19 protein-coding genes are annotated in these 21,468 nt (G+C 58.8%); 12 read left to right on the top strand and 7 right to left on the bottom strand.

What is annotated here, in order from left to right; genetic code table 11:
* Positions 1 to 2: 2 nt before the first annotated feature.
* On the top strand, positions 3 to 617 hold the full coding sequence (locus tag OZ656_RS15625) for a DUF2894 domain-containing protein (RefSeq protein WP_278350431.1): 615 nt from the start codon (positions 3 to 5) through the stop codon (positions 615 to 617).
* A 39-nt stretch (positions 618 to 656) separates the two neighbouring features.
* Here the strand turns inward: OZ656_RS15625 and fba are convergent, their stop codons facing one another.
* From fba to tkt, 4 genes are all read right to left on the bottom strand, one after another.
* A complete protein-coding gene (gene fba / locus OZ656_RS15630) occupies positions 657 to 1,721 on the bottom strand; it encodes a class II fructose-bisphosphate aldolase (protein WP_023008548.1) in 1,065 nt (354 codons plus the stop codon).
* Between the two features lie 219 nt (positions 1,722 to 1,940).
* Positions 1,941 to 3,101, bottom strand: coding sequence for a phosphoglycerate kinase (locus OZ656_RS15635; RefSeq protein ID WP_278350434.1), 1,161 nt, complete (start codon positions 3,099 to 3,101; stop codon positions 1,941 to 1,943).
* A gap of 91 nt (positions 3,102 to 3,192) precedes the next feature.
* A complete protein-coding gene (locus tag OZ656_RS15640) occupies positions 3,193 to 4,221 on the bottom strand; it encodes a type I glyceraldehyde-3-phosphate dehydrogenase (RefSeq protein ID WP_278350435.1) in 1,029 nt (342 codons plus the stop codon).
* Positions 4,221 to 6,221, bottom strand: coding sequence for a transketolase (gene tkt / locus OZ656_RS15645; protein ID WP_278350436.1), 2,001 nt, complete (start codon positions 6,219 to 6,221; stop codon positions 4,221 to 4,223). The genes OZ656_RS15640 and tkt overlap by 1 nt, the downstream gene beginning before the upstream one ends.
* A 236-nt stretch (positions 6,222 to 6,457) precedes the next feature.
* Between tkt and OZ656_RS15650 the strand changes: the two genes are divergently transcribed.
* The 7 genes from OZ656_RS15650 to OZ656_RS15680 all read left to right on the top strand — a co-directional run bounded on the left by OZ656_RS15650 (position 6,458) and on the right by OZ656_RS15680 (position 13,606).
* The gene (locus tag OZ656_RS15650; protein ID WP_022992441.1) at positions 6,458 to 7,459 is read left to right on the top strand and encodes a metalloregulator ArsR/SmtB family transcription factor; all 1,002 of its coding nucleotides are present in this window, start codon (positions 6,458 to 6,460) and stop codon (positions 7,457 to 7,459) included.
* A 143-nt stretch (positions 7,460 to 7,602) separates the two neighbouring features.
* The gene (gene metK / locus OZ656_RS15655; RefSeq protein ID WP_023008553.1) at positions 7,603 to 8,793 is read left to right on the top strand and encodes a methionine adenosyltransferase; all 1,191 of its coding nucleotides are present in this window, start codon (positions 7,603 to 7,605) and stop codon (positions 8,791 to 8,793) included.
* Between the two features lie 73 nt (positions 8,794 to 8,866).
* A complete protein-coding gene (ahcY, locus tag OZ656_RS15660) occupies positions 8,867 to 10,261 on the top strand; it encodes an adenosylhomocysteinase (RefSeq protein WP_278350437.1) in 1,395 nt (464 codons plus the stop codon).
* 12 nt (positions 10,262 to 10,273) lie between these two features.
* Positions 10,274 to 11,143: a methylenetetrahydrofolate reductase [NAD(P)H] gene (gene metF, locus OZ656_RS15665; RefSeq protein ID WP_278350438.1), complete on the top strand. Its 870-nt coding sequence runs from the start codon at positions 10,274 to 10,276 to the stop codon at positions 11,141 to 11,143.
* Positions 11,144 to 11,347: 204 nt separating this feature from the next.
* Entirely contained in the window at positions 11,348 to 12,103 is a 756-nt protein-coding gene (locus OZ656_RS15670; protein WP_278350439.1) for a transporter substrate-binding domain-containing protein, read from the top strand.
* 71 nt (positions 12,104 to 12,174) lie between these two features.
* Complete coding sequence (locus OZ656_RS15675; RefSeq protein ID WP_022989728.1) at positions 12,175 to 12,846, top strand: amino acid ABC transporter permease; 672 nt, start codon at positions 12,175 to 12,177, stop codon at positions 12,844 to 12,846.
* Positions 12,847 to 12,859: 13 nt separating this feature from the next.
* Entirely contained in the window at positions 12,860 to 13,606 is a 747-nt protein-coding gene (locus tag OZ656_RS15680) for an amino acid ABC transporter ATP-binding protein (protein ID WP_278350440.1), read from the top strand.
* A 9-nt stretch (positions 13,607 to 13,615) separates the two neighbouring features.
* Here OZ656_RS15680 and OZ656_RS15685 read toward each other — a convergent pair whose 3' ends face one another.
* Positions 13,616 to 14,104, bottom strand: coding sequence for a DUF2505 domain-containing protein (locus tag OZ656_RS15685; RefSeq protein ID WP_228223728.1), 489 nt, complete (start codon positions 14,102 to 14,104; stop codon positions 13,616 to 13,618).
* A gap of 200 nt (positions 14,105 to 14,304) precedes the next feature.
* Here OZ656_RS15685 and OZ656_RS15690 point away from each other — a divergent pair, with 200 nt between their 5' ends.
* The 4 genes from OZ656_RS15690 (at position 14,305) to OZ656_RS15705 (ending at position 19,046) form a co-directional block, all read left to right on the top strand.
* Positions 14,305 to 15,654, top strand: coding sequence for an adenosylmethionine--8-amino-7-oxononanoate transaminase (locus OZ656_RS15690; protein WP_226609403.1), 1,350 nt, complete (start codon positions 14,305 to 14,307; stop codon positions 15,652 to 15,654).
* A gap of 11 nt (positions 15,655 to 15,665) precedes the next feature.
* Complete coding sequence (locus OZ656_RS15695; RefSeq protein ID WP_278350442.1) at positions 15,666 to 16,400, top strand: 16S rRNA (uracil(1498)-N(3))-methyltransferase; 735 nt, start codon at positions 15,666 to 15,668, stop codon at positions 16,398 to 16,400.
* 276 nt (positions 16,401 to 16,676) lie between these two features.
* Positions 16,677 to 17,906 (top strand): hypothetical protein, encoded by a 1,230-nt coding sequence (locus OZ656_RS15700; protein ID WP_228223726.1) that lies wholly within the window; start codon positions 16,677 to 16,679, stop codon positions 17,904 to 17,906.
* 90 nt (positions 17,907 to 17,996) lie between these two features.
* The gene (locus tag OZ656_RS15705; protein WP_278350443.1) at positions 17,997 to 19,046 is read left to right on the top strand and encodes an HDOD domain-containing protein; all 1,050 of its coding nucleotides are present in this window, start codon (positions 17,997 to 17,999) and stop codon (positions 19,044 to 19,046) included.
* Here OZ656_RS15705 and OZ656_RS15710 read toward each other — a convergent pair.
* Positions 19,029 to 20,384: a YihY/virulence factor BrkB family protein gene (locus OZ656_RS15710; RefSeq protein WP_023012223.1), complete on the bottom strand. Its 1,356-nt coding sequence runs from the start codon at positions 20,382 to 20,384 to the stop codon at positions 19,029 to 19,031. The two genes, OZ656_RS15705 and OZ656_RS15710, sit on opposite strands and share 18 nt — an antisense overlap.
* A gap of 125 nt (positions 20,385 to 20,509) precedes the next feature.
* Positions 20,510 to 21,445 (bottom strand): D-2-hydroxyacid dehydrogenase, encoded by a 936-nt coding sequence (locus OZ656_RS15715; protein WP_278350444.1) that lies wholly within the window; start codon positions 21,443 to 21,445, stop codon positions 20,510 to 20,512.
* Between the last annotated feature and the right edge of the window lie 23 nt (positions 21,446 to 21,468).

Raw genomic sequence — 21,468 nt, forward strand, 5'->3', positions numbered from 1 at the left:
CCATGAGCGAAGCCCCCGGCCCCTCCTTGCTGGAAAGCTTGAGGCAAAACGGCGCCGATCAGAATGACCCGGTTCGGTTCCGCTATCTGGAGTCTTTCGAGCGAAGACTGCGCTCAAAGGGGCTGCATAAGGGAACGACGCACTGGCGGAAGCTGGAACAGGCGATATCGGACTATCAGGCAAGGCTGGACAGTGCCGGGCAGCGCGATGAGCTCACACCCGATGTCGGCGGCAATTCGCCTCTTTCCGGGTTGCTGGACCAGCTAAATGAAACCCCAGAGGCATCGGTTGAAGCGCCGCTGTCGGTTCTGGAACAACGGGTATTCGGACAGTCGCCACAAGACCCGCCAAAGGCACATCCAGCTTCAGCACCCAATAACCCGCGCCCCCTGAAAGCCATGATCAGAGCCCAGGCGAACCAGGGCCATCACGTTATTGCCGAGCGAATTCGACACGCCATTGAAAGCACACCGAAAGAAGCGGGGCCGATGAACGCGCATCGGTTGGTAAGCCGAGCTATTGCTGAGATGCAGACGTTGTCACCGGAGTATCTGGAACGATTTGCTCGTTACACCGATACGTTGTTGACGTTGGAGCGGCTGGCAAGAAAGGGATAGAAAAAAGCCCCCGGGTTACGGGGGCTTTGAGCAGAGGGCTTACTTGACCTTCGGGTCCAGCTCACCAGCCTCATACCGCTCGAACATTTGCTCGAGGTTCAGCGGCTTGATCTTGCTGGCCTGGCCGGCACAGCCGAAGGCTTCGTAGCGGGCGACACAGATATCGGTCATGGCAACCATGGTGGCCTTGAGGAATTTGCGCGGGTCAAATTCCGCCGGGTTCTGGGCCATGAAGCGACGAACAGCACCGGTAGAGGCCAGGCGCAGGTCGGTGTCGATGTTGACCTTGCGCACGCCGTGCTTGATACCTTCGACGATTTCTTCCACCGGTACACCGTAGGTTTCCGGGATCTCGCCACCGAATTCGTTGATCACTTTCAGCCACTCCTGAGGTACGGAGCTGGAGCCGTGCATGACCAGGTGGGTGTCCGGGATGCGGGCGTGGATGGCTTTGATCTGGTCGATGGCCAGGATGTCACCTGTAGGCGGACGAGTGAACTTGTAGGCGCCGTGGCTGGTGCCGATGGCGATAGCCAGAGCGTCAACCTGGGTTTTCTGCACGAAGTCAGCGGCTTCTTCCGGATCGGTCAGCATCTGGCTGTGGTCCAGGGTGCCTTCGGCGCCAATGCCGTCTTCTTCACCGGCCTGGCCGGTTTCGAGGGAGCCCAGGCAGCCCAGTTCACCTTCTACGGAGACACCACAGGCGTGGGCCATTTCAACGGTGCGACGGGTCACGTCGACGTTGTATTCGTAGCTGGTCGGGGTTTTTCCGTCTTCACCCAGGGAGCCGTCCATCATCACGGAGCTGAAGCCGAGCTGGATGGAGCGCTGGCACACGGCCGGGCTGGTGCCGTGGTCCTGGTGCATGACCACCGGGATGTGTGGCCATTCTTCGATGGCGGCCAGGATGAGGTGGCGCAGGAAAGGCGCACCGGCGTATTTCCGGGCACCGGCGGAGGCCTGGACAATGACCGGGGAGTCGGTTTTGTCGGCCGCTTCCATGATGGCGCGCATTTGTTCGAGGTTGTTTACGTTAAAGGCTGGCACACCGTAACCATGCTCGGCGGCGTGGTCCAGAAGTTGCCGCAGCGAAATCAGGGCCATGGGTTGTCTCCTTCGTTGACTTTTTGAGGTTTGAATTCTGTTCGTTTTCAGACTTTGGAGTCTGCTGCGGAGTGTGGGGTAGGCCTTCCGGGACACGCTGTGAATACGTCCGTGTACGCTTGAGCGCAGCTTCCCTGCTGCGCACAGTCCCGAAAGACCTACCCCACCCTCCTTGCGATTCTGGCCCTGTGCGGGTTTCTCTCAGAATCGCTTTGTTGATTACGCTCCGCGCTCTTCCAGTACGGCTACCGCCGGCAGGGTTTTACCTTCCACGAATTCGAGGAATGCGCCGCCGCCGGTGGAGATGTAGGAAATCTTGTCAGCTACGCCGTATTTGTCAACGGCAGCGACGGTGTCGCCGCCGCCGGCCAGGGAGAAGGCGTCGCTTTCGGCGATGGCCTGGGCGAGTGCCTTGGTGCCGTTGCCGAACTGGTCGAATTCGAACACGCCAACCGGGCCGTTCCACAGGATGGTTTTGGCGTTTTTCAGCAGGTCAGCGAACTGGCCGGCGGTTTCCGGGCCCACGTCGAGGATCATGTCTTCGTCGCTGACGTCGGAGATGTTTTTGGTCGTCGCCGTGGCGGTTTCAGCGAATTCGCTGGCGACCACCACGTCAACCGGCAGCGGGATTTCCACGCGGCTGGCGATGTCCTTGGCGGTGTCGATCAGGTCGTGTTCGCACAGGGATTTGCCCACCGGGTGGCCGGCTGCGGCCAGGAAGGTGTTGGCGATGCCGCCACCAACGATGATCTGGTCACACACTTTTTCCAAGGCGTTGAGTACGTCCAGCTTGGTGGAGACTTTGGAGCCGCCAACGATGGCAACCACCGGCTTGGCCGGGTTATCCAGGGCTTTGCCGAGTGCTTCCAGCTCTGCTGCCAGCAGCGGGCCGGCGCAGGCTTCGGGGGCAAATCGGGCCACACCGTGGGTGGAGGCCTGGGCGCGGTGAGCGGTGCCGAAGGCGTCCATCACATAGATGTCACACAGGGCGGCGTATTGCCTGGCCAGCTCTTCATTGTCTTTCTTTTCGCCTTTGTTGAAGCGAACGTTTTCGAACAGCACTACTTCGCCGTCGGCCACTTCAACGCCGTCCAGATAATCCTTGATCAGGCGGACTTCCTGGCCCAGCAGGGTGCCCAGGTGTTCGGCGACCGGTTTCATGGAGGAGGCTTCGTCGTACACGCCTTCTTCCGGGCGGCCCAGGTGGGACATCAGCATGACTTTGGCACCGGCGTCTTTGGCGGCCTTGATGGTGGGCAGCGAGGCACGGATGCGGGCGTCACTGGATACTTTGCCGTCTTTGACCGGGACGTTCAGGTCTTCACGAATCAGAACCCGCTTGCCGGCGAGGTTCAGGTCAGTCATTTTCTTGATGGCCATAATCAGGTTCCGTAGTTATGGGTTCAAAGGTGCAAATTTTAAGCCTAAGGCTGGAGCCTGACTCCCTTCGGGATCAGCCCCACATTATTCTTCAGGTTTTGCTCAACCAGGTTCTGCTGACATCCAGCATGCGATTGGCAAAGCCCCACTCATTGTCAAACCAGCACAACACTTTCACCATGGTGCCGCCGGTGACTCGGGTCTGCCCGCCGTCGACCACGCCGGAATGGGAATCATGGTTGAAGTCAGAACTGGCCAGCAGTTCATCGGTATAGCCGAGGATACCCTTCAATGAGCCTGCGGATGCACTGCACAGCAACTGATTCACTGTGGCTATGTCGGTCGGCTCACCCACGTTAACCACCATGTCTATAGCAGAGACATTCAGCGTTGGCACGCGCATGGCAACCGAGCTGAAACGGCCTTCCATATGAGGCAACAAGCGCTCGATACCGCGGGCCAGGCCAGTGTCCACGGGCACAATATTGTGCAGGGCACTTCGGGTACGGCGCAGGTCCTGATGGTGGTAGGCATCGATGACCGGCTGGTCGTTCATGGCGGCGTGAATCGTCGTGGTGCTGCCCTGCTCTACGCCAAAGGCATCGTCCAGGACCTTGATGACCGGTACCAGGCAGTTGGTGGTGCAGGAGCCGGCAGCTACGATCACGTCCTGACCGTTCAGGTCCCCGTCGTTAATGCCGAAGACCACCGTGCGGTCAACATCCGGATCGCCCGGCTGGGAAAACAGCAGGCGCCGGGCACCGGCTTCAATATGCTTTTCCGCCGTGGCCCGGTCAGAATAGGCGCCGGAGCATTCCAGCACCAGATCCACATCCAGCAGTCGCCAGGGCAGTTCCTCGGGTTCAGGATGACGCAATACGCGGATGCGGTCGCCGTTCACAACCAGGTTATCGCCATCCACGGCCACCTCACCGTGAAACCGCCCGTGGGTGGAGTCGTATTTGGTGAGGTGGGCAATGGTGTCGATATCCGACAACTCGTTGATCGCGACCACCTGCAGATGGTCGCGATAGCCGTTTTCATAAAGGGCCCGCAACACGCACTGGCCGATGCGGCCGTACCCGTTGATGGCAATTCGAAACGGCGTTGCGTTGGTCATCAGGCGTCCAGCAGTTCGTCAGCCACTTCCAGGATGTTGTCGACAGTAAAGCCGAACTCCTTGAACAACTCACCGGCCGGCGCAGATTCACCAAAGGTGGTCATGCCAACGATGCGACCGTCCAGGCCCACGTACTTGTACCAATAGTCCGCAATGCTCGCTTCAATGGCGATGCGGTTGGTGACTTCCAGCGGCAACACCTGCTGTTTGTACTCGGCACTCTGGGCATCGAATACGTCAGTGGAGGGCATGGATACAACACGCACCGCTTTGCCCTGCTCACGCAGCTTGGCTGCAGCGTCCTGGGCCAGGCCCACTTCGCCGCCGGTGGCGATGAGAATCAGCTCCGGCGTGCCTTCGCTGTCAGACAGGATGTAACCACCTTTCGCCACATTCGCCAGCTGCTCGGCATCGCGCTGTTGGTGCGGCAGTCCCTGACGGGAGAAGACCATGGCCGTCGGGCCATCCTTGCGCTCCAGGGCCGCTTTCCAGGCCACCGCAGACTCCACGGTGTCGGCCGGGCGCCAGGTGCTCATGTTCGGGGTGGTGCGCAGGCTGGCCAGCTGTTCGATGGGCTGGTGGGTCGGGCCGTCTTCGCCCAAGCCAATGGAGTCGTGAGTGAAGACAAAGATGGAGCGCTGCTTCATCAGTGCGGCCATGCGCACGGCATTACGGCAGTATTCCATGAAGATCAGGAAGGTGGCGCCGTAGGGCACGAAGCCACCGTGCAGAGCGATACCGTTCATGATGGCCGCCATGCCGAATTCACGCACACCGTAATAGATGTAGTTGCCGGAGGCATCTTCCTTGGTCACGCCTTTACAGCCCGACCAGATAGTCAGGTTGGAACCGGCCAGGTCGGCAGAGCCGCCCATCAGTTCCGGCAGCAGCGGGCCGTAGGCGTTCAGGGAATTCTGGGACGCCTTACGGGAGGCAACGGTCTCGCCCTTGTCCTGGCATTCCTGGATATAGGCCTGGGCTTTTTCGGCGAAGTCTGCCGGCAGGTCGCCCGCCATGCGGCGTTTGAACTCGGCGGCCAGCTCCGGCTCAGCCTTCTCGTAGGCCGCAAATTTCTCTTCCCAGGCACTCTGGGCAGCCTGGCCTTTTTCTTTGGCATCCCACGCTGCGTAAATCTCGGACGGCACCTCGAACGGGCCGTGCTGCCAGCCAAGGGCTTCGCGGGTCAGAGTGATTTCATCGTCACCCAGCGGGGCGCCGTGGCACTCTTCCTTGCCCTGCTTGTTGGGCGAGCCGAAGCCGATAATGGTCTTGCAGCAAATAATAGTGGGCTGTGCGGTGTTGGCACGGGCGGCTTCGATGGCCGCGCGGATGGCATCGGAATCGTGGCCATCAACGTTGGGAATAACCTGCCAGCCGTAGGACTCGAAACGCTTGGGCGTATCGTCGGTGAACCAGCCTTCGACTTCACCATCAATGGAGATGCCGTTGTCATCATAGAAGAACACCAGTTTACCCAGGCCCAGGGTGCCGGCCAGAGAGGCGACTTCGTGGGAGATCCCTTCCATCAGGCAGCCGTCGCCCAGGAACGCATAGGTGTAGTGGTCAACAATGTCGTGGCCCGGACGGTTGAACTGGGCAGCCAGTGCCTTCTCGGCGAGCGCGAAGCCAACAGCATTGGCGATGCCCTGCCCCAGCGGGCCGGTGGTGGTCTCGATGCCCGGGGTATAACCGTATTCCGGATGGCCCGGTGTTTTTGAGTGCAGCTGACGGAAGTTCTTCAGGTCATCAATGCTGACGTCGTACCCGCTCAGGTGCAGCAGGGAATACTGCAGCATGGAGCCATGGCCGTTAGACAGCACGAAGCGGTCACGGTTGGCCCAGTGCGGGTTAGCCGGGTTGTGGCTGAGGTAATCGTTCCACAGCACCTCGGCGATATCCGCCATACCCATGGGCGCACCCGGGTGGCCGGACTTGGCTTTCTGAACCGCATCCATGCTCAGCGCGCGAATGGCGTTGGCGAGATCTTTACGGGACGGCATTGACAATTCTCCAGTGTTTTTCAGGAAAAGACTTCAAGCTGCAAATACTGCTCAAAAAGAAGGCGCGTATTTTCGCCGATTAGGGTATGCCGGGGCAAATCCATATGTAGTGGTTTTCCGATGAAGCCGGCACAAAATCACCAAACCGACTGATTTCACAGAACTCATAAATCTATATCAAAAAATTTTGATATGGCTATTGATCGACCAACCGAACGCCCCTACACTTGCCAACCATGACCTCACTCAATGCACATGCGAACGAATTGTCCTCTGTGGACGTACTGGCCCCGATCTTCAAGGCGAGCGGCGACCCCCTGCGCCTGGAAATCCTGCGGGTGCTGCGGCGGGACACCTTCGGTGTGCTGGAGCTGAGCCAGATGTTCGACATGCGCCAGTCCGGCATGAGCCATCACCTGAAAGTGATGCACAAGGCCGGCTTGCTGGAGCCCCAGCGGGAAGGCAATGCCATTTTCTATCGTCGCCCGCTGAATCTGGACAGTGACAAACTGGCCGACCAGGCGATCCGCCAGATTTTCGAAACCGTCGACAGGGTTGCCCTGCCCCGGCACCTGAATGAAAAGATTGAAGCCATACGAGAGCAGCGAGCGGGACAGTCCCAGGCCTTTTTCTCCCGACACTCCGAACAATTCCGGGAACAGCAGGAACTGATTGCAGCCTTTGACCTGTACGCCGAGCCTACCGCGGAACTGATTCGCAAGCGTGCAGCGAGGCAGTCATGGCAGAGCGTTCTGGAAATCGGACCGGGTGAAGGCGGGTTCCTGCCGGTACTGTCGGAGCTGTTCCAGCATGTAGTGGGCCTGGACAACAGCAAAGACATGCTGGCCAAGGCAACACGCACCTGCATAGAGGAACACCTGAACAACGTCGACCTGATCGAAGGCGTGACCGACACCCTGCTGGCGCGGGGCGACGCCTTTGACCTGATTGTAGCCAACATGGTGCTGCATCATGTGCCCAGCCCCGCGGACATTTTTCTGGACGCCGCAGCCCTGATGAACAGTGGCGGTTGTCTGGTCGTCAGTGATCTGTGCAGTCACGACCAGGACTGGGCCAAAGAAAACTGCGGCGACCTGTGGCTGGGCTTCGAGCCGGAAGAACTGACTTCCTGGGCGGCAGACGCCGGGCTGACCGCTGGCGAACAGCTGTTTATAGGCCTGCGCAACGGGTTCCAGGTACAGGTAAGAGAATTCTGGAAGAGTACGGAAGCGGCGTAACCAATCGCCGTCACAGGAATATCAAAAACTTTTGATATGGGTGTAGGTAGTTTTACGTATGCCCTGACAACAACCAAGGCAGCCGGTAGGTCAAACAGGACGGAGCCGGTACGAATTTGCAATCGCTCAAGAGGAGCACACCTATGTCTGACTACAACATCTTCACCTCCGAATCGGTCTCCGAAGGCCATCCGGACAAACTGGCCGACCAGATTTCCGATGCGGTACTGGACGCCATCCTGACCGACGATCCGCACGCGCGCGTGGCCTGCGAAACCATGGTCAAGACCGGCGTGGCCATCGTCGGCGGTGAAATCACCACCAGCGCCTGGGTCGATCTGGAAGACCTGGTACGCGGTGTGATCAAAGACATCGGCTACACCTCCTCGGAAGTAGGCTACGACGGCGACACCTGTGGTGTGATCAACATCATCGGCAAACAGTCCGTCGACATCGCCCAGGGCGTTGACCGCCAGAAGCCGGAAGACCAGGGCGCAGGCGACCAGGGACTGATGTTCGGCTACGCCAGCAACGAAACCGACGTGCTGATGCCGGCGCCGATCACCTTCTCCCACCGCCTGGTTCAGCGCCAGGCCGAAGCCCGCAAGAGCGGCCTGCTGCCGTGGCTGCGTCCGGACGCCAAGAGCCAGGTCACCTGCCGCTACGAGAACGGCAAGGTTGTGGGTATCGATGCTGTGGTTCTGTCTACCCAGCACGACCCCGACGTCACCCAGGCCGACCTGAAAGAAGCGGTGATGGAACTGATCGTCAAGCACACCCTGCCGGCTGAACTGCTGCACAAAGACACCCAGTTCCACATCAACCCGACCGGCAAGTTCGTAATCGGTGGCCCGGTGGGCGACTGCGGCCTGACTGGCCGCAAAATCATCGTAGATACCTACGGCGGCATGGCCCGTCACGGTGGTGGCGCCTTCTCCGGCAAAGATCCCTCGAAGGTTGACCGTTCTGCTGCCTACGCCGGCCGTTACGTCGCCAAGAACATCGTCGCCGCCGGCCTGGCCGAGAAGTGCGAGATCCAGGTGTCCTACGCCATCGGTGTAGCGCAACCGACCTCCATTTCTTTGAACACCTTCGGTACTGGCAAGATCAGCGACGACAAGATCATCGACCTGGTTCGCGCGCACTTCGACCTGCGCCCGTACGCGATCACCAACATGCTGGACCTGCTGCACCCGATGTACCGGGCCACCGCAGCTTACGGCCACTTCGGCCGTGATCCGTACGAGATGACCGTTGGCGGCAAGACCTTCACCGCGTTCCCGTGGGAGAAGACTGACCGTGCGGCAGCCCTGAAAGACGCTGCGGGCATCTGAACAGACCATTCCGGATAACTGGGCGTATTCCATTTCACCGAATACGCCCAAACCAAACTGACAGGAGAACACCATGAGCACTCCGGCCGAAAAACTGAATGACTTCCAGGACTACAAAGTCCGCGACATCACCCTCGCCGACTGGGGCCGCAAGGAAATCAAGATCGCCGAAGGCGAAATGCCCGCCCTGATGAAACTGCGCGAGAAGTACAAAGCGGAGCAGCCGCTGAAAGGCGCCAACATCATGGGCTGCATCCACATGACCATCCAGACCGCCGTGTTGATCGAAACCCTGGTGGAGCTGGGCGCCAACGTTCGCTGGTCATCGTGCAACATCTTTTCCACCCAGGATCAGGCCGCTGCCGCCATCGCAGCGCAAGGGATCCCCGTGTTTGCCTGGAAAGGTGAGACTGACGAAGAATACGAGTGGTGCCTGCACAAGACCGTCGGTGCGGACGTAGACGGCTGGGAGCCGAACATGATCCTGGACGACGGCGGCGACCTGACCGAGCTGCTGCACAAGGAATACCCGCAGGTGATCGCCAACTGCCACGGCGTAACCGAAGAGACCACCACCGGCGTACACCGCCTGCAGGAAATGCTGCGTGACGGCACCCTGAAGATCCCGGCGATTAACGTCAACGACTCGGTGACCAAATCCAAAAACGACAACAAGTACGGTTGTCGTCACAGCCTCAACGACGCCATCAAGCGTGCTACCGACCATCTGCTGTCCGGCAAGAAAGCCCTGGTGATCGGCTACGGCGACGTGGGCAAGGGTTCTGCCCTGTCTCTGCGTCAGGAAGGCATGATCGTTAAAGTCACCGAGGCGGATCCGATCTGCGCCATGCAGGCCTGCATGGATGGTTTTGAAGTGGTATCCCCATACATTGACGGCGTGAACACCGGTACCGAGCAGGGCATCAACAAGGATCTGCTGGCCAACACCGACCTGCTGGTAACCACCACCGGTAACGTCAACGTGTGCGATGCCAACATGCTGAAAGCGCTGAAGAGCGGCGCCGTGGTATGCAATATCGGGCACTTCGATAACGAAATCGATACCGCCTACATGCGCAAGAACTGGGAGTGGGACGAGGTCAAGCCGCAGGTGCACGTGATCTACCGCGACAAGGCCAGCAACGACCACCTGATCCTGCTGTCCGAAGGCCGTCTGGTGAACCTTGGCAACGCCACCGGTCACCCGTCCCGCATCATGGATGGCTCCTTTGCCAACCAGGTGCTGGCGCAGATGTATCTGTTCGAGCGCAAGTTTGCCGATCTGCCGGAAGATTCCAAGGCCAAGGGCGTTTACGTTCAGGTTCTGCCCAAGCAGTTGGACGAGGAAGTGGCCCGCGCCATGGTGGAAGGCTTTGGTGGCGTGATCACCAAGATGACTCCGGAGCAGGCAAAATACATCGGCGTACCGGTCGAAGGCCCGTACAAGCCGGAAAGCTACAGGTACTAAGCGGAAACGATCATGGAATCCCAGAAGCAATTCAAACGCCGCTTCAGCTTCGAGTTTTTCCCGCCCAAGACCGATCAGGGCAAGGAGAAACTTCAAGTTGTGCGCGACCAACTGGCCGAGGTGAACCCGGATTTTTTCTCGGTCACCTTCGGTGCTGGCGGCTCCACCCGGGACCGCACCATTGAAACCGTGCTCAGCCTGCACAAGCAGGGCATTTCCACGGCACCGCACCTGTCCTGCGTGGGTGGCACCCGCGCAGAGATCGGCGAGCTGCTGGATCTGTATAAAGAGAACGGCATCAACCGGATCGTTGCTCTGCGCGGCGATCTGCCCTCGGGCATGGGGGCGTCTGGTGAGCTGCGGTATGCCAACGAGCTGGTGGAATTCATCCGGAACCACAGCGGTGATCACTTCAACCTGGAAGTGGCCGCCTATCCGGAATTTCACCCCCAGGCCCGCAATGCCGAGGAAGACCTGAAGAACTTCGCGCGCAAAGTACAGGCCGGTGCCAACAGCGCCATCACCCAGTACTTCTTCAATGCCGACAGCTACTTCTATTTCATCGACCGTCTGGAGAAGATGGGCGTCACCATTCCGGTGGTGCCGGGCATCATGCCCATCGTCAACTTCTCCAGCCTGGTGCGTTTCTCTGACATGTGCGGCGCGGAAATCCCTCGCTGGATCCGCAAGCAGCTCGAAGCCTACGGCGACGACACCGACAGCATCCGCAAGTTTGGTGAAGAAGTGGTCACCGAAATGAGCGAAAAGCTTCTGAAAGCCGGGGCTCCGGGGTTGCACTTCTATACCCTGAACCAGGCTGAACCCAGCCTTTCCATCTGGAAGAATCTGGGCATCAGCGACCGCGAAAAGATTGCTTTCTAAGGCATTCTTCAAAGCAGTACAAAGAGGGGCTTCGGCCCCTCTTTCGTTTTCTAACCACCTGATTTCCTGCAAATCCTTTCAAGATGGGCTAACCTGTATCTGATGCATCCCCATCAATGTTCCCTGTGCAATACCGAACAAACCGGTCATAGCGCAGCCTGCCTTACCGGGCAGACGGAACCACAATAAGAGAAAGGAGCAAGCATGAGTACAACATGGCTTAAAACCCTGGGCGCTGGCCTGGCACTGTCTGTCGCCGCCACGTCGGTAAGCGCAGAGACCCTGCGCGTAGTCACCGACCCCAGCTTCGTCCCGTTTGAAATGATGGATCAGGAAACCGGCGAAATGATCGGTTTCGACATGGAAATCATCGCCGAAGTCGCCGAGCGTGCGGGCTTTGATTACGACCTGAACACCATGGATTTCAACGGTATTATCCCGGCCCTGCAAACCGGCAACGTCGACATTGCCATTGCCGGCATCACCATTACCGATGAGCGTAAGCAAATCGTCGATTTCTCCGACCCTTACTACGATTCCGGCCTGCGCATCCTGGTTCGCAAAGACGATGGCACCCAGGAAATGTCTGACCTGGAAGGCAAGAAAGTCGGCACCAAGATTGGTAGCACCAGCTACGACTTCCTCACCAAGAACCTGGACGATAACGACGGCGTAACCCCCTACCCCGGCAGCTCCGACATGTATATGGCGCTGATGTCCGGCGCGGTAGATGCGGTGTTCTACGACGCCCCGAACGTAGGCTACTTCGCCAGCACCCGCGGCGCAGGCAAGGTGAAAACCGTAGGCCCGCTGTATGAAGGCCAGCAGTACGGTATCGCCCTGAAAAAAGGTAGCGAATGGGTTGGCCCGGTTAACGAGGCCCTGGCAGAAATCAAGGAAGACGGCACCTACAAAACCATTTACGAAAAATGGTTCGGCCCGATGCCTGAAGATAAGTAAACCTCCACTTGACCCGCCCGGGGCACACAATGCCCCGGGCGCCTCCTCCCAACCCAACGGAGAAACACACCGTGGAATTCCAGTTTCAATTTGACTGGCAAGCGGCCATTGATTCCATTCCCTACCTGGCCAAGGGCATTCCCTACACCCTGATGATTTCCTTCGGTGGCCTGGCCATCGGTTTTGTACTCGGCATCGTTTTTGGCCTGCTCAGCATCAACAAAAAATGGTTCCTGCGCTGGCCGGCAACCGCCTATATCGAAATTTTTCGCGGCACCCCCATCCTGGTGCAGGTGCTGTTTATCTTCTACGGCCTGCCGGACCTGGTCGGCGGCCCCATCGACCCGCTGACAGCCGGTATTGCCGCGATCGCCCTGAACTCCGGCGCCTATATATCCGAAGTGGTGCGCGGTGGCGTGCAGTCTATCGACAAAGGCCAGAGCGAAGCCGGCTTGTCTCTGGGGCTGTCCCGCACCCAGACCTTCTGGTCGATTATCTGGCCCCAGGCCTTCCGGCGCATGATCCCGCCGCTCGGAAACCAGGCTATCGTAAGCATCAAGGACACCTCGCTGTTCTCGGTGATCGGCGTGGGCGAACTGGTCCGCCAGGGCCAGGTGTATATCGCCAACACCTTTACCGCCTTCGAGGTTTACTTCGTAGTGGCCCTTATGTACCTGGCCATAACCTTGTCCCTGTCCCTGATTCTGCGGCTGCTTGAACGCCGCGGCGTTGCGTCTGTCTGAAGGAGCCCGGGTAATGACTCAGATCGTAAAGATGAAGGGCATGAACAAGTACTTCGGCAAGCTGCATGTCCTGAAAGATATAGACCTGACCGTAGAACAGGGCGAAGTCGTGGTGATCATCGGGGCCAGTGGCTCCGGCAAATCTACCCTGATCCGCTGCGTTAACGGCCTGGAAGAATTTGAATCCGGCACACTGGAAGTAGACAGCCAGAAACTGGCGCCGAAAGGCGGCAACCAGCAGGCCCTCGCCGAAATCCGCAAGGAAGTCGGCATGGTATTCCAGCAGTTCAACCTGTTCCCACACCTGACGGTAAGAAAGAACATCATGCTGGCGCCCATGAAGGTGAAAAGAACGGCCGAAGTGGTTGCCAACGCCACCGCCGAACGCCTGCTGGAGCGTGTCGGCATCGGCAATCAGGCCGACAAATACCCCAGCCAGCTATCCGGCGGCCAGCAACAGCGGGTGGCCATCGCCCGGGCTCTGGCCATGGAACCCAGGCTGATGCTGTTCGACGAACCCACGTCAGCGCTGGATCCGGAAATGATCGGGGAAGTACTGGATGTCATGAGGGAGCTGGCCAGAGAAGGTATGACCATGATGGTCGTCACCCATGAAATGGGCTTCGCCCGCGAGGTGGCCGACCGGGTGATTTACATTCACGAAGGCCAGATTGTCGAGGAAGGCAAACCCGACGAGGTGTTCGATAACCCTCAGAATGAGCGCACCCAGGCATTCCTGTCCCGGGTACTGGCTCACTGACCCTCGCGTTTAAAGCAACTGGCGGATGACGTCATACTCACGTTCAATCTTGGCGTGGGAGTCATCCGCCAGAAACTTCGCAATCTTCCGGCCCAGAAACGGCACCTCGCACAGCACCGACAGGCTCACGTAGTTGATACAACGGTCGCCGTTGCCCAACAGCCGCATCGCGCCCTTGATCTTCGCCGGCACGCCGTCAATGCGCACCCGAAACTCGCAGTGCCACTCGTAATCGTCTTTGCGGAACCAGTGCTCTTCCTGCCGCACCCGGTTCCATTCCCGGTGGAAACCGGAAAGCACACCCGGCACCGGTGCCGAGGCGGTCATTTCCCGCTCGATCACCAGTTTGGCCGACATTTCGTCCTTTTTCAGCTCGGTCACCTTGAGATTGCGGGCACCCAGTTGCTCGTTTTTGTTGCGAATATGCGCCTCATCGAAGAAACGCTCGATCACCTGATCAAGCCCCCGCTCGTAGGGGTGCTCCAGATTGAGTTCCATGATTACCTCCGAACCTGTCTTACCCCTATTGTTGCGGTCGCCCGGCGTGGCAACATTGGCCGGGCGGGCAAGCAAACCGGGCAAGCAAGCCAGACCGATTGGTTCACATTCTGGCGCTGTTAAGCGATGGCCCGGGCAAGTATCATGTGAGGATTTTAACGAACCGAACAAAACCGTCCGGGAGCTGACAGGAGACAACAATGCGCAATGCCGATCTGGTCGCACGGGATCTCAAATCCGTGTGGCACCCGTGCACCCAGATGAAAGACCACGAGACCCTGCCCCTGATCCCCATCAAACGGGGCGAAGGTGTCTGGCTGGAGGACTTTGAGGGCAACCGCTACATCGACGCCGTCAGCTCCTGGTGGGTTAACCTGTTCGGCCACGCCAATCCGCGCATCAATTCCGCCATTCAGGAACAGATCGGCCAGCTCGAACATGTCATTCTGGCCGGTTTCAGCCATGAGCCAGTGGTTAATCTGTCAGAACGGCTGATCGAGGTAACACCGGAAGGCCTGAACAAGTGTTTCTATGCCGACAATGGTTCCTCGGCCATCGAAGCTGCCCTTAAGATGAGTTATCACTACTGGAAAAACCACGGCAAACCGGGCAAGAAGAACTTCGTAAACCTCAGCAACAGCTACCATGGCGAAACCCTGGGCGCGCTGGCCCTGGGCGACGTGGCCCTGTACAAGGACACCTACCAGCCGCTGCTGATGGAAGTGCTGACCGCCCCCTCACCAGACGCGTATAACAAAGAGCCGGGCGAAACCGATGAAGACTACGCCCTGCGCCAGTTCGAGGCCATGGACAAACTGCTGGCCGAGAAACACGACGAAATCTGCGCTGTGGTGGTGGAGCCGTTGATCCAGTGCGCCGGTGGCATGCGCATGCACCACCCGGTTTACCACACCAAACTGCGGGAAGCCTGCGACCGTTACGGGGTGCACCTGATCGCGGATGAAATTGCCGTCGGCTTTGGCCGCACCGGTACGCTGTTCGCCTGTGAACAGTCTGGTATCACCCCCGATTTCATGTGCCTGTCCAAAGGCCTGACCGCCGGCTACCTGCCGTTGTCCGTGGTGCTCACCACCGACAACGTCTACAACGCCTTTTACGACGACTACGAAACCATGCGCGCCTTCCTGCACAGCCACAGCTACACCGGCAACCCCATCGGCTGCGCCGTCGCCCTGGCCACGCTCGACATCTTCCGGGATGAGAACGTCATCGAAAACAACCGCCAGCTGTCCCGCTGTATGGCCGAGTCCGTTGCCCATCTGGCCGACCACCCGAACGTGGGCGACATCCGCCAGCACGGCATGACCATGGCCATTGAAATGGTTAAAGACAAAGCCAGCAAAACCCCGTTCCCCTGGCAGGAGCGCCGTGGCATCAGAGTGTATAAGCATTCACTCACCCGCCAGGCCTTGCTGCGCCCCCTGGGTAACGTGCTGTACTTCATGCCGCCCTACGTGATCACCGAAGAACAGATTCGCCATCTGGCTCAGGTGGCCACCGAAGGCATCGAAATCGCGGTCAAGGACTGAGAACCGCCGCCATGAGAATCCCTCGCATCTTCACCGACAGCCCCCTGGCTGTCGGCAGCCAGTGCCAGCTGGACGACAACGCCGCCAACCATGTGGGCCGGGTCCTGCGCATGCAGGCAGGCCAGGCACTTCTGCTCTTCAACGGTGATGGTCATGACTATCACGCCACCATTACCGAAGCCGGAAAGAAACACGTGCTGGTGGCAGTCACGGAAGCCGCTGGAAACGAAACAGAATCGCCCCTCAGAGTAGTACTGGCACAGACCCTGTCCAAGGGCGACCGCATGGACTACGCCGTACAAAAAGCAGTGGAAATGGGCGTGAGCGAAATCGTGCCGCTGACCACCGAACGCTGCGACGTCAAACTCAAAGGCGACCGGGAAGACAAACGCCTTCGGCACTGGCAACAGGTTGCCATCAGCGCCGCCGAACAGTGCGGCCGGGCCCGGGTTCCTGAAATACAGCCGGTTATGACCGTGCAACAGTGGCTGGAACACGCCCGGGCCTGTGACTTGCGCCTGGTGCTACACCATCGCACCGAACGGTCCCTGAACACCCTCGAAAAGCCCTCCAGCATCGCCCTGATGATCGGCCCCGAAGGCGGCCTGACCGCCGAAGAAATCGCCCTGGCCGAAAGTCACGGCTTTCTGCCTGTTGCCCTGGGCCCCCGGGTACTGCGCACCGAAACCGCACCGGTTGCCGCCATCGCCCTGTGCCAGTGGCTCTGGGGAGATATCGGCGCCTGAGACAGCCGGGTGACTATTCATGGCGTCACGTCCTGGCATCCCAGTCATTGACAGACAAGGGGGCGATCAACATTATTCTTGTCTGACAAAAAAGCCTGAAGCTACCACCGGCACTTGAGCAGCTGGTTGCGGTAGGGCTTTCCAAAACCCTGCGGAGCCATGGATGGCGGAGCGGAGCGTACATGGACGTATTAACAGCGTGTTTTGGAAAGCCCTACCGCAACCGGCTGCAAATCACCGAGGCTTCGGTAAAACAAATAAACATGCGAGTCCAGGATGACAGACCTACTTACCAATCCGGAATTTTGGCAATACCTCAGCATCCCCGTGATCGCCGCCCTCATCGGCTGGAGCACCAACTGGCTCGCCATCAAAATGACCTTCTACCCTCTGGAGTTCATCGGCAAGCCACCGCTTCTGGGCTGGCAGGGCATTATTCCCTCCAAAGCCCGCAAAATGGCGGCCAAAAGCGTGGATGCCACCATTTCCAAAATCGGTACCGTTCAGGAGATCTTCGAACAGATCGACCCAAAAGTCCTGGCCGCCCACATCATCTACACCGTCGACCCCCGCATCGAGGAATATGTCGACGAACTCATGCTGCGGGAATACCCCACCTTCTGGGAAAACCTGCCCGCCTCGGCCCGCAAAATGGTCTACGACCGGGTACGCAAATCCACCCCACAACTGGTCGACAACCTGGTTGAAGACATCTCAGACAACATTGAAGACCTGCTCGACATCAAAGGCATGGTCATCGAACGCCTGGCCCGGGATAAAAAGCTGCTCAACCGGATATTTCTGGAGTGTGGCGACGTGGAGTTCCGCTTCATCATCAATTCCGGCCTCTACTTCGGCTTCCTGTTCGGCATTATCCAGATGGGAGTCTGGTACCTGTACCCGGCCATCTGGGTGTTGCCTCTGTTCGGGCTCCTTGTGGGCTGGGCCACCAACTGGATTGCGCTGAATGTAATCTTCCGGCCCCTGCATGAACACAAGGTCGGCCCTCTGCGAATCCAGGGCCTGTTCCTCAAGCGCCAGCCAGAAGTGGCAGAATCCTTCTGTCACATCGTGACCCACGAGATACTGACCGTGGGCAACATCATCAACGCCATCCTCGAAGGACCCAAAGGTGACCGCGCCCGCAACATGGTGAAAAAGCACATCAAACCACTGGTGGATGAAACCGCAGGCATGGGCAAGGCCCTGACCCAGATGGCATTCGGCCCAACGGGTTTTGCCACCCTGAAAAACCAGGTGGGCGAAAAAGCCATCGCGATATCCCAGAGTTCCTTCAACAACCCCGTGTTCGAGCGAGACCGTGCCCGGGCGGTGGAGTCCATCATGGTGGAGCGGATGAATGCCCTGTCCTCGGAAGAATTCCAGGATCTGCTGCGCCCGTGCTTCCAGGAAGACGAGATCAAACTGATTCTGGTGGGCGCCTTCCTGGGTCTGGTGGCCGGTGTGTGCCAACTGGTCTTTGTCTTTGGCGAGTCCTTTTTCTGATCGTTGTCAGGGCTGTGCAGGGTTGCATTAGGCTACTATACTGGCCAGATAACCAGTCCATTCTTTATACACGCTATCCGGAGGCAAAGGATGCCGGGCTTTTTTTCCTGGATATCAGGCCTGTTCAACAGCACTCAACCCGTTCCGCAGGCTGCGTCCGAAACCCGGCTCTTTAATCCTTCCAGTACCAGCCAGTCCGGCCAGAGCAACGATGAAGGCGACATTGTCGGCCAGCTGGAAGAGCACCTGTTCACCTGGCTGCTGGATGTGGAACCCGCGCGACTTCGGTCCGGCACAGATAGTGGCGAAAAGGAACTGGCCGAGCTCGAGCGGCGCCTGCAAATGAACGAAATGGAAGAACTGCCCAGGAAGCCTGGCAGCTTACCCATGTTGATGCGGGCACTGTCCAATGAAACGACCGAACGCAAAGAGCTTACCCGAATCATTCTGAGCGACCCGTCACTGACCGACCAACTGCTTCAGGTGGCCAACAGCCCCTATTTCCGCCCCGGTGACCATGTGATTGAGTCCGTGGATCAGGCGGTGTTTGTGCTAGGCGTGGATGGCATCCGGAACGTAATTGCGGCAGCGGTGATGCGGCCAATGATGGCGGCCAGGAACAGTCGGGAAGCGCTATTCGCACAACGATCCTGGCGCTGGGGCCTGACCTGCGCCCGAGCGGCGGAAATGATTGCCAAGATTCACCGGGACGACACCAGCGCCCACTTCATGGTTGGCCTGCTGCCAGCATTGGCGTACATCACCATTCGCAGGGAACTGGGGCGTATCTACCGCACCAGGGGCTCTGGCAGTGAACCGGAGCCGGCGTTGCTGAGATTGGCCCTGGCCCGCTATCAGTGGGCCACTTGTCAGCTACTGGCGAATGTCTGGAATCTGCCGCCCAAATACCATGCCTGGCTGCTGTCGGCGGAACGGCCGGCGCCGCGGCAGGCCCACTCCGCACTGACCGACGGCCTGCTTCTGGGCACCCGGGAAGTGCTGCGCCATGCCCGCCAGAGGAACCTGTCGGAAGAAAATCTGATTCGTATTGTGCACCTTTCCCCGGAGCAACTGGGCAGGGTACGTACGGTATTGCTCAGAATGCTCCAGGAAGGCAAAAGTTCACAGGTTCGGACCTGACTCCGGTGCTTTGACAATGTCCGCACCGGGCGGTGTACCGGCATTCAGCAGACTGGCAAAACTGACGTCATCGCTGGTGGGCGCCAGATCGATCAACTCCCGCGGCATGGCCCCGGCTGGAAGACGATCCACCACCCGGTCTTCGTCCTTGCGCACAGCCCGCAGTACACTGCCGACCGTAATCAGGTCCAGTGTTCGCCCTGGAACCAGCTGATCGCCATCGCGCCCCGCCAGATTCAGCAACCCGGCGCGGATCAGCTTGTCGCTGATCTTGCGGGTGACTTCGCCGGGAATCCTCAACTGCTGCTCCAGAGACTCCTGCTGAGGCGCCGGTTCACCACGGCTGAATGGCTTGGCCACCATCCACATCAGGGCAAGCCCTACCCGCTCCTGCAATTCCGGTGCAAGCTGAACATTGCGGCGTTTGGCCACGGCCCCCGGGTTCTGCAGATAGAACGCCAGGCTGGCGCCGAGCAGCAGGATCATCCAGTTCAGATAGGTCCAGATCAGCAGAATGATGCCTACCGCAAAACCGGAGTAAATGGCCGCATACTTGGCAGAACCGGCCACGAACGAGGCAAACAGCATACCGCCAGCCTGCCAGGACACCCCCGCCACCAGCCCGGCGATAAACGCATAGCGCAGCTTCACCCGGGTGTTAGGAATAAAGATGTAAACAAAGGTGAACGCGCCCACCACCAGGAAAAACGGTGTGAAACGACTGGCAAGGACAATCAGCGAACCAAAGGGCTCGATGGCCATAAGGTCCTGCGCGATTTCTGAAGAAAAGATGGTAGCGGTTACCCCGATAGCCGAAACCATCAACAAGGGGCCTACCATGATGACGCTCAGATAGTTACTGAAACGCTGCGCCATGGAGCGCATTTCCGGCACCCGCCAGATCATGTTGAACGAGCGCTCGATTTTCTGAACCAGGGAAATGACGGTGTACACCAACAGGGCCAAACCCACCGAGCCCAGCACACCGACTTTCATATTATCGACAAAACCCAGGATTCGCTCAGCCACCTCCACACCCTGTGGGCCCATCGGCTGGAAGAACTGGTACAGGAATGGCTCCATGCGCTGGTGCACACCCAGCGCCTTCAGCACGGAAAAGCTCAGGGCGAGCAACGGCACAATGCTGAGCAACGTGGTGTAAACCAGGCTCATGGCGTGCAGTGTCAACTGACCACTGATCACATCGCGGATCAGGGCATAAGCCGAGCGCCCGGATTTATACAGCCAGGTCCAGGGCCAGGTCTGCGGTGGGTTGGAATTGGACAGTATCCAGTCTTCAGCAGCCTGCAGCCGCTCTTTCATCTGGGTGGAAGCCACGTAACATCCTGCTTGTCAGTGTTTCTTCAAGCTTATCAGGCAGCTGTCAGTAAACAACCCGGAAACCGGGTATTTGTTGTACACCCGGACAAATCCTCCTGATGGTGGGCTTCCTTCACCCGACTTCAGGTAACCGACGCCAGATTACGCGCCGTAATCTCCACAATTCGCTGCCGCGCCTCCTGGCTCGCCCAGGCCGAGTGTGGGGTCAGAATCAGATTGGGAACATTGTCTGCCAGCAGCGGGTTGCCATTGCGGGGAGGTTCTTCGGTCAGCACATCAAAGCCCGCACCGGCCACATCGCCATTCCGCAAGGCGTCAGCCAAAGCCGATTCATCAACCAAGCCGCCCCTACTGGTGTTGATCAGCAGTGCCGACGACTTCATCAAACCCAGTTCCCGGGCGCCAATCATGTTGCGGGTTTCTTCTGTCAGCAGGCAGTGGAGTGATAGCACATCAGCCTGCACCAACAGTTCATCCAACGGAATTCGAGGGTAGCCATCCACCTCGCCAGGCTCTTGGCCGGGCCGGCAGCCGAGGACGATGTTCATGCCAAACGCCTTTGCCCGTTCCGCCACACCCTGGCCCAGATCGCCGTAGCCGACAATGCCCAGCGTTTTGCCTTCCAGCTCCATAATCGGGTAGTCCATCAGGCAGAACATATCGCTTTTGGCCCACTGGCCGTTGCGGGCACCCCGGTTGTAATCCAGCAGCCGGGTGGCCAGTGCCAGGATGAGAGCCATGGTGTGCTGGGCCACGGTGGAACGGCCATAATTGGTAACGTTCATTACCTTGATGTCGTGGGCCTTGGCCGCCTCCAGATCGATGTTATTGAGACCGGTTGCCACCACCGCGATGGTTTTCAGTTCCGGGCAGGCTTCAAAATGTTCGCCGTTCAGCACCACCTTGTTCACCAGCACCGTATCAAAGCCCTGGATTCTTTGAATCACCTGCTCCGGGTTGGTACGCGGGTGGTAGGTCAGTCCACCGGCAATGTTTTCAATGGGGCTCAGATCCACATCCTCGCCCAATGTTGCGGCATCCAGAAAAACGGCTTTCATACTTTTCTCCTGACTCATCGACC

Source organism: Marinobacter sp. LM1 (genome assembly GCF_042763285.1).
Taxonomy (GTDB): domain Bacteria; phylum Pseudomonadota; class Gammaproteobacteria; order Pseudomonadales; family Oleiphilaceae; genus Marinobacter; species Marinobacter nauticus.